Annotated in this window: 12 protein-coding genes; 7 read left to right on the plus strand and 5 right to left on the minus strand. The window is 59.7% G+C overall.

The annotated features are described in order from the left end of the window. Nucleotides 1-54: 54 nt before the first annotated feature. On the minus strand, nucleotides 55-1,326 hold the full coding sequence (locus FJU08_RS14165; protein WP_141149669.1) for a PleD family two-component system response regulator: 1,272 nt from the start codon (nucleotides 1,324-1,326) through the stop codon (nucleotides 55-57). Nucleotides 1,327-1,342: 16 nt separating this feature from the next. Next, nucleotides 1,343-1,714 (minus strand): response regulator, encoded by a 372-nt coding sequence (locus FJU08_RS14170; RefSeq protein ID WP_141149670.1) that lies wholly within the window; start codon nucleotides 1,712-1,714, stop codon nucleotides 1,343-1,345. A 124-nt stretch (nucleotides 1,715-1,838) separates the two neighbouring features. On the opposite strand from FJU08_RS14170, the gene FJU08_RS14175 reads away from it, so the two are divergent. The 3 genes from FJU08_RS14175 to FJU08_RS14185 all read left to right on the plus strand — a co-directional run bounded on the left by FJU08_RS14175 (nucleotide 1,839) and on the right by FJU08_RS14185 (nucleotide 4,269). Beyond that, complete coding sequence (locus FJU08_RS14175) at nucleotides 1,839-2,153, plus strand: DUF3572 domain-containing protein (protein ID WP_235890716.1); 315 nt, start codon at nucleotides 1,839-1,841, stop codon at nucleotides 2,151-2,153. Further along, nucleotides 2,150-2,818: an HAD family hydrolase gene (locus tag FJU08_RS14180; RefSeq protein ID WP_141149671.1), complete on the plus strand. Its 669-nt coding sequence runs from the start codon at nucleotides 2,150-2,152 to the stop codon at nucleotides 2,816-2,818. The genes FJU08_RS14175 and FJU08_RS14180 overlap by 4 nt, the downstream gene beginning before the upstream one ends. A 152-nt stretch (nucleotides 2,819-2,970) precedes the next feature. Beyond that, on the plus strand, nucleotides 2,971-4,269 hold the full coding sequence (locus FJU08_RS14185; RefSeq protein ID WP_141149672.1) for a DNA polymerase IV: 1,299 nt from the start codon (nucleotides 2,971-2,973) through the stop codon (nucleotides 4,267-4,269). A gap of 41 nt (nucleotides 4,270-4,310) precedes the next feature. On the opposite strand, the gene FJU08_RS14190 is transcribed toward FJU08_RS14185, so the two are convergent. The 3 genes from FJU08_RS14190 to FJU08_RS14200 all read right to left on the minus strand — a co-directional run bounded on the left by FJU08_RS14190 (nucleotide 4,311) and on the right by FJU08_RS14200 (nucleotide 6,950). Continuing rightward, complete coding sequence (locus FJU08_RS14190) at nucleotides 4,311-5,177, minus strand: N-acetylmuramoyl-L-alanine amidase (RefSeq protein WP_141149673.1); 867 nt, start codon at nucleotides 5,175-5,177, stop codon at nucleotides 4,311-4,313. A gap of 121 nt (nucleotides 5,178-5,298) precedes the next feature. Continuing rightward, the gene (wrbA, locus tag FJU08_RS14195; RefSeq protein ID WP_141149674.1) at nucleotides 5,299-5,898 is read right to left on the minus strand and encodes an NAD(P)H:quinone oxidoreductase type IV; all 600 of its coding nucleotides are present in this window, start codon (nucleotides 5,896-5,898) and stop codon (nucleotides 5,299-5,301) included. Nucleotides 5,899-6,041: 143 nt separating this feature from the next. Continuing rightward, nucleotides 6,042-6,950, minus strand: coding sequence for a LysR family transcriptional regulator (locus tag FJU08_RS14200; protein WP_141149675.1), 909 nt, complete (start codon nucleotides 6,948-6,950; stop codon nucleotides 6,042-6,044). 114 nt (nucleotides 6,951-7,064) lie between these two features. On the opposite strand from FJU08_RS14200, the gene FJU08_RS14205 reads away from it, so the two are divergent. The 4 genes from FJU08_RS14205 to gpt all read left to right on the plus strand — a co-directional run bounded on the left by FJU08_RS14205 (nucleotide 7,065) and on the right by gpt (nucleotide 10,355). Continuing rightward, on the plus strand, nucleotides 7,065-7,709 hold the full coding sequence (locus tag FJU08_RS14205) for an NADPH-dependent F420 reductase (RefSeq protein ID WP_141149676.1): 645 nt from the start codon (nucleotides 7,065-7,067) through the stop codon (nucleotides 7,707-7,709). A 128-nt stretch (nucleotides 7,710-7,837) separates the two neighbouring features. Continuing rightward, nucleotides 7,838-8,587 (plus strand): competence/damage-inducible protein A, encoded by a 750-nt coding sequence (locus tag FJU08_RS14210; RefSeq protein WP_141149677.1) that lies wholly within the window; start codon nucleotides 7,838-7,840, stop codon nucleotides 8,585-8,587. A 145-nt stretch (nucleotides 8,588-8,732) separates the two neighbouring features. Then, a complete protein-coding gene (locus FJU08_RS14215) occupies nucleotides 8,733-9,575 on the plus strand; it encodes a universal stress protein (protein WP_141149678.1) in 843 nt (280 codons plus the stop codon). Between the two features lie 279 nt (nucleotides 9,576-9,854). After that, nucleotides 9,855-10,355 carry a xanthine phosphoribosyltransferase gene (gene gpt / locus FJU08_RS14220; RefSeq protein ID WP_141149679.1) on the plus strand — a complete coding sequence of 167 codons (501 nt, stop codon included), beginning with the start codon at nucleotides 9,855-9,857 and terminating at the stop codon, nucleotides 10,353-10,355. Nucleotides 10,356-10,953: the final 598 nt, after the last annotated feature.

Here is a 10,953-nt window from a genome sequence, read left to right on the forward strand (position 1 = left end):
GCAAATCCATAAGTAACGTATCGCCGTGCCGTCCCTCAGGCTGCAGGCTCACCCTCAGCCCGTGAATTTGTGCTGCGCGATATCCTTGACAACGACCCGAACATCCAGCACAGGCAGATCGTGACGCCGGGACGCGGCCTGACCGGCAAAATAACGCCCCTTGAGTGATTGGAAGCCCTGCAGCATATCCTGCTTCATTGCCTCCACCAGTGCCTGTGCCTCCTGGGGTTTGCGATCCGGCATCAGCACTGCAAAAATCCCCTCATCCAGACGGCTGGCAACATCGCGCCCGGCAAGATGCGTCCTGATTGCCGCAACCGTCCGCTCGACGCTGGCATGATCAAACATGCCGGAAAGCTGAAACAGGCCGAGATGCAGCGGCTCCTCGACACGCTGCACGTAACGCTGGGCGCGCTGCAGCAGATGCGCAAACGCAACCCGGTCCGACAAGCCCGTCTCGGGATCGAGCGCCTGCCCGCTTGGCACGACCTCAGACACCGAACGCTCAAGGGCGGTGAGAAAGCGCTTGCGACGCGCCTGCAGCAGCACGCGCAGCGTCAGTTCCTCGCTGCTTGCCGGCCAGATCAGGCAATCATCTGCCGTACGGCAGCTCATACGCTCGCTGAGCGGCCATGCATCACGCTCAAACAGAGCCAGAAGCGGGACAAATCGATTGGCTGGAACACAGCGCAATTGCCCGCATAGCCTGAAGGCTGCATCGGCATTGGCACCGCCATGAACAATAATCAGATCGTGATCAACGCGCGCAGCCCTGAACAGAACATCCTGAGGATTATCCGTGGCCGTTGTCGTGGCGACGGCCTGCAGGATCTGCAACAGGCTCTTTCGCGCACTGGCCTCCTCGGCAAAGATCAGCACATGCAGAGCCTCGTCCGCCCCGGTCTCGCCAAGCTGGTTCGGCGCCACCTCATCCTGCAGGACCTTGAGCCGTAAAAGCGCTGCCGTGCGGGCGCCGATCACCGCATCATCATCATCCAGCGAGAAAACATCGTCGGCACCAGCCCGCAGGGATAGCAGCCGCAAGGCACGATCCGGCATCCCTTTTGTCACAATGGCGACTGGCAATCCCGCCGTCGACGGACCGTCTTTCAACGTCGCACAGCAGGCCAGCGCCGCTTCGGCGCTGCCATCAACGGCAACCAGAATGGCACCGACTGATTCGGGAAACACGGTCGCCGCCAGCCAGTCCTCGGATGCAAACTGTTCGAATTCTTCCGCCCAGCCATCAAGAATGGCAGACAAGGCGAGGCCATCCTGCTCGCTGCCGCCAATCAGAACCACTCTGTTCAGTGCCGTTGCGCTCACGCCTTGCCAGTTCCTTTTAACCATCACCCAGATAGGATTTCACGGTTGCAATGAATTTGGGTACCGAGATCGGCTTGGACATATAGGCGTCGCAGCCTGCCTCGCGAATGCGCTCTTCATCGCCGCGCATGGCAAAGGCGGTGACCGCGACGATGGGGATCGCGGCAAGCTCGGCATCTGCCTTCAACGAACGGGCGATATCAATGCCGGAAAGCTCAGGCAGCTGGATATCCATCAGAATCAGTTCCGGGCGGAAAGCCCGCGCCAGCGTCACCGCATCACCGCCCGTTCGCGATTCGACAACTTCATAGCCGCATGATTCGATCAGATCCCGAAAAAGCTTCAGGTTCAAATCATTATCCTCGACCACCAAGACCCGCTTTGGCATAGACTGCCGCCCCTCTCGGCCGACTTGAAACCCGCTGGCCAGACGTTAAAATCTCTGAACGAGCCGCGACGCGGCATACAGGATGCCCACTCTAGGACAATTTGGTTAAGAAACGGAAATTCACTTGGCAGATTTTCTGAAAGCGTCACAAAAGACGCGCAAACATCACCCCGCCCCCGAAGAACTGGCCGTGGAAATCCTTCTCTACCTCGCCGCCGAGCCGGAGCTGCTCTCACGTTTTTCAGCCCTGACGGGCATTATGCCGCAGCAATTGCGGGCCTTTAGCGCAGAGCCGGGCTTTAGCCGCGCCATGGTCGGCTTTCTCGCCGGCCATGAACCGACACTCATCGCATTCTGTCAGGCGACCGGCACCGATCCAGACGCCGTGCTTGGCTGCTGGCAGGATCTCGAACGCCAGGACGGCGGATCAGCGGAATGAGCGTTACCGTCATTGACGCGGAAGCCGGCCTTGACGCCCTCTGCACGAAGATCGGCGCGCGGCCGCTCATCGTCTGTGATGTCGACGAGGTCGTGCTGCGCTTCGTGCTCCCATTCAAGGCCTATCTTCTCGCCAACGACCACGAATTGCGGCTTGAAAGCTTCAGCCTCAACGGCAATGTCACCTGCCTTTCCACCGGCGTGAAAGTGCCGGATGGCACTGTCGATCGCCTGCTTTCGGGCTTTTACGACCACCAGGAAGACTGGCAGGTCCCTTTCGATGATGCGCGCGACACGCTGGACCGGCTTAAAGCCTTTGCCGATGTGGTGCTGCTGACGGCAATGCCGCCCTGCCATGCCGAAATGCGCCGCCGCCTGCTTGAGCGTTTCGGCTTTGCCCTGCCGATGATCGCAACGGAGAGATCCAAGGGTGAGGTTGTCCGCCGCCTTGCCGAGGCGGGGGTGCCCGACATCGTCTTCATTGATGACATGCTCTATAACTGCCGCTCTGTCAGCGGTGCCGTGCCGCAAGCACTTGCCATCAATCTGCTGATCGACAGCGACTATCGCGCGATTGCCCCGAAAACGGCCGAGCCGGCGGTTCTGGCCACTGGCTGGCCGGATGCCGAACGTCTCGTGCGCGACCGGTTGTCCGACGGAGGCTGAAACCCGGCCCGAGCGCATCGGGCCGGAGATCGGGCGGTTGCGAAGGCCTGACGCCCCTAAAACCGAGGAATATCACGGCAGGCCGGATGGGATATTGCCCGCAACCGGGCGCAACGCTATTGTCGGCTGTTCAATTTTTGTTCCGGGTTTTCATGATCGATCAGCAGCTTGAAACCGGCTTTTGCCGGGATTGTCTTTCCGGCTTTGCCCGCCGGCCGGCGCGCTGCGCGCATTGCGGCAGCCCGCGCCTCCTCAGCCATGACGAGCTTTTCTCCCTGACGATTGCCCATATCGATTGTGATGCCTTCTACGCCTCGATCGAAAAGCGTGACGACCCGTCGCTGGCCGACAAGCCCGTCATTATCGGCGGCGGCAAGCGGGGCGTCGTGTCAACCGCCTGCTATATTGCCCGCATTCACGGCGTCCGCTCTGCCATGCCAATGTTCAAGGCACTGGAGGCCTGTCCCGAGGCCGTCGTGATTCGGCCCAATATGGAGAAATATTCAGCCGTCGGCCGCCAGGTCCGTGAAATGATGCTGGCGCTGACGCCACTGGTCGAGCCACTCTCGATTGACGAGGCCTTCCTCGATCTTTCCGGCACCGAAAGGCTGCACAAGGCGCCACCGGCCCGCATCCTTGCCGACTTTGCCAGACGCGTCGAACGCGAGGTCGGCATCACCGTTTCCGTGGGCCTGTCCTATTGCAAGTTCCTTGCCAAGATCGCCTCCGATCTCAATAAGCCAAAAGGCTTTTCGGTGATCGGACAGGCGGAGGCAACACGTTTTCTCGCCGATAAGCCGGTCGGCATGATCTGGGGTGTGGGCAAGGCCTTCGAGGCAACGCTCGCCCGCGACGGCATCACCACAATCGGCCAGATCCAGACCATGGAACAGGCCGATCTGATGCGGCGTTACGGCGTTATCGGCCAGCGGCTCTTCCATCTGGCGCGGGGCGAGGATCGCCGCCAGGTCTCGCCGTCCGGTGAGGCCAAGAGCATCTCCAATGAAACCACCTTCATGTCGGATTTTTCCGATCTGGAGCCGTTGAGTACGCATCTGCGCCGCCTGAGCGAAAAGACAGCGGCGCGCGCGAAGAAGGCAGGTGTTGCCGGTCAGACGGTCGTCCTGAAACTGAAAACCGCCGATTTCAGGATCAAGACGCGAAACCGGCGGCTTGACGATCCAACCCAGCTTGCCGACCGGATCTTTCGCACCGGGCTTTCGCTGCTCGAAAAGGAGATTGACGGGAGCAAATACCGCCTGATCGGCATCGGCATTTCAGATCTCTGTGATCCGGCAACGGCCGATCCGCCCGATCTCGTTGATCCGGCGGCAACCCGCAGAGCCGCCGCCGAAAATGCCATTGACAGCCTCAGGGCAAAATTCGGCTCATCCGCCGTGGAGACCGGATATACATTCCGGCCGGTGAGCGACAGGGACCGGAAAAGCTGAACAGGCAGCCCGGATATGGCGGGTGAGGCTGCCTCGCCTCATCAGGCGCCGGCTGACGGCGCAATATAGGATCCATGCACCCAGCCGCGCAGATCCCCTTCCCGGCCACTGCGATCTTCCGGCGCCACATAGGCCCAGCCGCGATCGCGCTTCAGGATTTTCACCCGCGTTCCCTTCAGCAGCGAACCCGGCGGTACAATCTTCTCGTAGGATGTCCCCGGTCCGCCACGCAGATTGAGCCGGCCGGCGGTCACCACCTGGCTCTCCTCCCGGTCGCTTACCTCCCCCAGCAAAGAGCGGAATCGGTCAAAGGGAAAGGCGGGTCCCGGATCAGTCTTCCAGCCACGCGTATCGATTTCTTCATGCGAAACGATGGCGCGAATCGGATAGGCCGCAATCAGTGACTGGACGATCGCGAGACCCATTTCGACCTGTGCTTCGGGAAACAGCGGCCAGGCATAGGTGCCGCCGCCGACACGCGCATGCGGGCTGAGCAGATAGCCGCCGGCCGCCTCAAGCTTTTTACGGGTCATCCGGCGCCCATAGGGATCGACGAAATCACCGAGCCCGTTTGGCTTGAGCCATCCGGGATTGACGAATTCGATCCCGACAGAAACATGGTTCAACCCCTCAATCTCGCCATAGCGCGATGGACCGGCATGCCAGGCGGTGCGATTGAACCCGGCGATCTGCCAGGCCGTGCCGTCGCGATCAATGACAACATGGGCACTGGAATTCCGGTTTTCGCTGCCACCGGCTGCCCCCATCAGCCAGTCACGGCTGGCCTTGCCGTTCCAGCCCGTCGTGTAATGCAGCACGATGACAATCGGCGGTTTCTCCCGCTCCGCACCGATATTGCTGCTCTGGCGATACCAGATCGCCGGCATTTTGTGGTTGCTGATCTTCATGCGGATCGCTCCTGTGATCGAATTAAGGAATTTAATCCTAATTCCATGTGGAGCGACGGGGATGAAAAAACGCCGATGGAAGGCTCCACCGGCGTTTTCATGTCAAAAATGATCAGGCAGATCAGGCCGTCAGCTTGGCCGCAATCTTGGCAACGTGGGCGCCCTGAAAGCGTGCACCTTCGAGTTCCACTTCGGAAGGCTGGCGCGAGCCGTCACCCTCGGTGATCGTGGAAGCGCCATAGGGCGTGCCGCCCTTTACAGCTTCAATGCCCATCTGGCCGGCAAAGGCATAGGGCAGACCAACGACGGCCATGCCGTGATGCAGAAGGGTCGGAATGAAGCCGAGAATGGTCGATTCCTGGCCGCCATGCTGGGTCGCCGACGAGGTGAAGGCCGAGCCGACCTTGCCAACCAGCTTGCCCTGGGCCCACAGACCGCCGGTCTGATCCCAGAAATTGCGCATCTGTGAAGCCATGGTGCCGAAGCGTGTGCCGGCGCCAACGATAATGGCATCATATTCTTCCAGCTCGGCCGGCGTTGCGATCGGAGCGTCCTGATCCATCTTGAAGTAGGATGCCTTGGCAACATCTTCGGGAACCAGTTCCGGGACGCGCTTGATGGTTACTTCTGCGCCAGCGGACTTCGCGCCTTCAGCAACGGCCTTGGCCATGCTTTCGATGTGGCCATAGGATGAATAGTAAAGAACCAGTACTTTTGCCATTTCCATATCTCCGGGGTTTGAGATGTTATTTGTTGGCGCCCAATATCGGCGCTTTTTAGCCCACGTCCAGACAGATAGATCGCGACGCTGCGTTCACTAATATTGAACACCAAAACCGCAAACGTTCATGAAGTTGTCAAAAATCAAGGATTCCCGGCGCTTTCAGGGCCGTAAGCCGCCATCAGTGCATCAACGAAGCTGCGCACTTTCACCGTCGGCCGCCGGGCTGCCGGATAGAGCACATGCATTGGCCGTGACATGCCCTCATAAGCTTCAAGAACCCGGACAAGCCTGCCAGCGGCAATTTCAGGCTTCAGCACATCCTCAGGCCCCAGCGTCACGCCGTAGCCCTCGATGGCGGCGTGCAGCAGCGCCTTCCAGTCATTGCTGCGCAACCGCCCCTTGACCCCGACATCTTCCGTCCGTCCGGCGCGCTCAAACATCCAGCGGCAGGACAGCGCCGTTGTGCCAATGCCGTGAACCAGGCAATCATGACGGGCCAGATCCGCCAGTGTCTGCGGCATGCCACGTTCTGCAACATAGGACGGCGCCGCACAGACGATCAACCGGTAGGGTCTGAGCGGCTGACCGGCAAGAAAGCCTTCGCTAAAGCCGCCGATGCGAATGATCACCTCATAGCCCTCCTCAAGCGGATCGACGATCCCGTCATTCAGTGTCAGATCGATCTGCATTTCGGGATAGCGGGCAAGATAGCGGGTCACGAAAGGTGCCAGACTGACCGAGCCGAATGTCACCGGCGCATTGACGCGTAGAATGCCTTTTGGTTCGGCCTTCATCTCCATGGCCACGGAATCGGCCGCTTCAGCTTCGGCCAGCACCACCCGGCAGCGCTCATAATAGGCGCGCCCGAGTTCCGAAAGGCTTTGCCGCCGGGTCGTCCGGTTCAGCAGTGTCGCCCCGAGACGCGCTTCCAGATAGGCAACATGCTTGGCAACCATTTGCGGCGACATGTTCAGAGCCTGGGCAGCTGCGGCAAAGGAGCCAGTTTCCGCCGCTCTGATAAAAACCGCCATGCTGGTCAGCCGGTCCATCATTCACCCCTATATGTTGTTACTGATCGTTTCAGAGAAGAATTTATCGCCTGTTAGTATTCAATTAAAGCCTTATCCCGAAACAACTGATCTTTTCCAACCAAGGAGACTGCCATGAAAATCGGGATTATCGGCGCCGGCTTTGTCGGGCGAACCATTGCCAAACGCGCTGTCGCCAAGGGGCATGAGGTCATGCTCAGCAATTCGCGCGGCCCCCAGTCCTTGTTCAGCCTGCCCATCATGCTTGGATGCAGCGTCGGCACGGCTGAGGAGGCAGCCCGTTTCGGTGACCTCGTCATTGTCGCCGTGCCGATGACGGCGATCGACCAGCTGCCAGTCGCAGCGCTTGAGGGCAAATTGGTGATCGACGCCAACAATTACTATCATGAACGCGATGGCCGGATATCAGCACTCGATGAAAACCGGACCACCACCAGCGAAATGCTGGCGGCGGCACTTGGCCACCGCCGCGTCGTCAAGGCCTTCAATGCCATTCCCATGACTGAACTTGAGACCGATGGCCGCCCGGATGGCGGTGCCGAACGCCGCGCCCTTCCGCTTGCCGGTGATGCTCCTGACGACAAGGCGCGGGTCGCAGCCCTTTACAATGACTTCGGCTTCACGCCGGTCGATGCGGGTGCACTGGCCGAGGGCTGGCGTTTTGAACGCGACCGCCCGGCCTATTGCAAGCGCATGGATGCCGCGACGCTGAAACGGGTCCTGTCCGAGACCAGACGCGAAGGCGGCATTGCCCCCTGATCGCCGATCGCAAAGCCTGATCCTTCGCCGCAAAGATTGCCGGGCAAAAGGTGCCAAAGGTCAAATTCGGTTTACCGGCCGGCCTGATGCGCACTAGTTTAGCCCGGCAACATTGAAGGCGACTCACCATGACCGAACCCAAAACCGTCACCGCCGCCATGCTCGCCATTGGCGACGAGCTGTTATCCGGGCGCACCAAGGACAAGAATATCGGCTTTCTGGCCGAAAACCTCACTTTGGCTGGCATCGACCTGAAACAGGTCCGGATCGTGCCGGATGAGGAGGAAGAGATTGTCGCAGCGCTCAATGCATTGCGCGCCCGCTACACCTATGTCTTCACCTCAGGCGGCATCGGCCCGACCCATGACGACATCACAGCCGATTCCATATCCGCCGCGTTCGGCCGAAAATGCATCCATAATGATGAGGCCATGGCCCGGCTTTCCGCCATGTACGCGCGCCGTGGTGTCGAATTCACCGAAGCCCGCAAGCGCATGGCCCGCATGCCCGAGGGCGCTGATCTGATCGACAATCCGGTATCGACGGCACCGGGCTTCATCGTTGAGAATGTCTATGTGATGGCAGGCGTGCCAAGTGTATTCGAAGCCATGGTCGGCAATGTTCTGCCAACGCTTGAAGGCGGCACACCGGTGGTCTCCCGCGCAATCGAATGCAGCTTCGGCGAAGGCGATATCGCCACCCCGCTCGGCGACATTCAAAAAGCCCACCCGGACACCTCGATCGGTTCTTATCCGCATTTTGCCGGGGCCGGATTTTCGACACAGCTGGTGGTGCGCGGGCGCAGTGAGAGCGCGGTCGAAAAGGCCGCTGCCGACATTGCCGCCATGCTCACATCTCTTGCAGCATCGAAAGTTTAACCCCATCTTTATTAGGGCGAAAGGCGACCTTGCCACAGCTGCATTTTGGGGCAAAACTTTACCCCGGTGACTGTGGCGTCAGGACATGCGAACAGCTGCCTCAAGCCCTGCGCGGGCAAAGAAATCTGCGCGAGAGGAGAATAAAATGACCTATAAAACAATCCTGTCCGTGATGGAAACCGCCGATCAGTCAGCCGGTTTCCTGGATCATACGATGCATTTGGCGCATCTTTTCGAAGCCCATGTCATTGGCCTCCACGCCGAATCGGTCACGGCAACACCGATCGTCGCGCCGATGGAAATCCCCGACCCGGTTTCAATCCAGGCCTTGCAGGATGCCGCAGAAAAGCGCAGCGAAACCCTCGGCGCCCTGTTTGAGGAACGCGCCCGCAAGGAAGCAATCTCCTATGAATGGCGCAAGATCATTACCTCTGTCGGCTATGCCGGTGCCTCGGTGATCGACAGTGCACGCTGTGCCGATCTGATCGTTGCCCCGCAGGCAAGCCCCGATGTCTCAGCCGATGCCAAGGCAGATTTCGAAAGCTTCCTGTTTGAAAGCGGCCGCCCGGTGCTTTTGATCCCGCATACGGCCAAAGCTGCCATGCCGTTCAAGAAGGTGCTGATTGCCTGGAACGGCTCACGCGAGGCGGCCCGCGCCACCTTTGATGCCCTGCCCTTCCTGCAGCGCGCCGACGAGGTCGAGATCTTCTCCGTCAACCCGCCCGATACGACGACTGTTTCCAGCGAGATGACCGGTGGCGAGATTGCCACGACGCTTGCCCGCCACGGCATCAACGTCACGGCCGTCAACGCCCATGCCGACAAGGCACGGGCTGCAACCCTGATCGAAAACCGCATGTCAGACAGTTCCGTCGACCTGCTGGTCATGGGGGCCTACACCCATTCCCGCCTGTGGCAGCTGTTGTTTGGCGGCGTTACCCGCACATTGCTGGAATCGATGACGGCGGCGACGTTGATGGCCCGCTGAACCCGGCCTGCAGGTAAACCATTGCGGAAAACCTGAGAAAAACCTGCCGGCGGGGGCTCATTCGTCCGGCAGGACTTGCCATATTCGCGCGAATGCGGCTAATAGCGATGGCCAACGACACCACCTGTCGGGGGCAGAGAGATTTTTCGCCGTAAGTCGCTTGCGGCGGATTTTTGATTGGCCCTTTGGCCGATCCCGAAGGTTGTGCGTCGATGCTGCTGCAAAAACCTTAGCAGCGCGAATGACCAATATGTTGACCACTGCCTTCGGAGCCCGGACATGTCTACTCTCCCTGAAAAAGCCTTTCCCGTTTCCTGGGATCAGTTCCACCGCGATGCCCGTGCGCTCGCCTGGCGTCTTGCCGGCCTCGACAAGACCTTCCACGCCATCGTCTGCGTCACCCGCGGTGGCCTTGTTCCGACCGCCATCATCTCGCGCGAATTGAACATCCGCCTGATCGAAACCGTCTGCATCGCCTCTTACCATGACTATACGACCCAGGGCGAAACCTCGCTGCTGAAAGGCATCACCGCCGATCTGCTCAAGGATGGCGGCGAAGGCGTGCTGATCGTCGACGATCTCACCGACACTGGCAACACCGCCCGTGAGGTCCGTGAAATGCTGCCCAAGGCGCATCTGGCCTGTGTCTACGCCAAACCGCAGGGTGTCCCTTGCGTCGATACTTTCATCACCGAGGTTTCGCAGGATACCTGGATCTACTTCCCGTGGGATATGGGTTTTGCCTATCAGGAGCCGATCGCCAAGGCACCGAAAGCATAAGGCATCTAATCCGGAAAACCCCGCGGGACTGGGCGGGGTTCAGACTGCTGACAAACCTTACACCTTTTTCTGAGGTCATGCCTGTGCTTGTCACAGGCATCCAGCCGACGCGCGTCCGCGCGGCGAAAGAACCCGTCTATTCAGTATTTTATGATTCTGGATCCCCGTGACAAGCACGGGGATGACGACGGAGGGAGGGGCTATTCCAGCCCGAACAGGTAATCTGAACGACGTTGTCGACAGCCTGAACCCCGCCCTACCCGGCGGGGTTTTCTTTTGGAGTTCCCCTCATTTGCCGGCCCGGACTTTTCCACAATTCAGTCCCGCGCCGACACCGATTCTCGTAGAAAATTATAGCGCCTTAAAAACACTGCATTTTTCAGACTGCCGAAACGGCAGATGACGGTCTGAGGATGTTCGACACCATGTCAGCTTTTGGTCACAAGTCACTGATCTGCAAGGCCCTCCCTCAACACGCATGACGATCGTCAAGAGGCCTGTTGCAGCCTTGATGCGGCACAGGGTCGCTTGACCGAGAGGGTCGATTCGACCGATATTCGACGGCGGTCGCAGCCGTGACCGGAGCGGTTTTGTAACG

The organism is Martelella alba, from assembly GCF_006516955.1.
Taxonomy (GTDB): Bacteria; Pseudomonadota; Alphaproteobacteria; order Rhizobiales; family Rhizobiaceae; genus Martelella; species Martelella alba.

Bases quoted from the DNA above. Each gene is read 5' to 3' on its own strand.
- FJU08_RS14170 (WP_141149670.1), bottom strand. From the start codon at position 1,714: ATGCCAAAGCGGGTCTTGGTGGTCGAGGATAATGATTTGAACCTGAAG.
- FJU08_RS14180 (WP_141149671.1), top strand. From the start codon at position 2,150: ATGAGCGTTACCGTCATTGACGCGGAAGCCGGCCTTGACGCCCTCTGC.
- FJU08_RS14185 (WP_141149672.1), top strand. From the start codon at position 2,971: ATGATCGATCAGCAGCTTGAAACCGGCTTTTGCCGGGATTGTCTTTCC.
- FJU08_RS14190 (WP_141149673.1), bottom strand. From the start codon at position 5,177: ATGAAGATCAGCAACCACAAAATGCCGGCGATCTGGTATCGCCAGAGC.
- wrbA (WP_141149674.1), bottom strand. From the start codon at position 5,898: ATGGCAAAAGTACTGGTTCTTTACTATTCATCCTATGGCCACATCGAA.
- FJU08_RS14200 (WP_141149675.1), bottom strand. From the start codon at position 6,950: ATGGACCGGCTGACCAGCATGGCGGTTTTTATCAGAGCGGCGGAAACT.
- FJU08_RS14205 (WP_141149676.1), top strand. From the start codon at position 7,065: ATGAAAATCGGGATTATCGGCGCCGGCTTTGTCGGGCGAACCATTGCC.
- FJU08_RS14210 (WP_141149677.1), top strand. From the start codon at position 7,838: ATGACCGAACCCAAAACCGTCACCGCCGCCATGCTCGCCATTGGCGAC.
- FJU08_RS14215 (WP_141149678.1), top strand. From the start codon at position 8,733: ATGACCTATAAAACAATCCTGTCCGTGATGGAAACCGCCGATCAGTCA.
- gpt (WP_141149679.1), top strand. From the start codon at position 9,855: ATGTCTACTCTCCCTGAAAAAGCCTTTCCCGTTTCCTGGGATCAGTTC.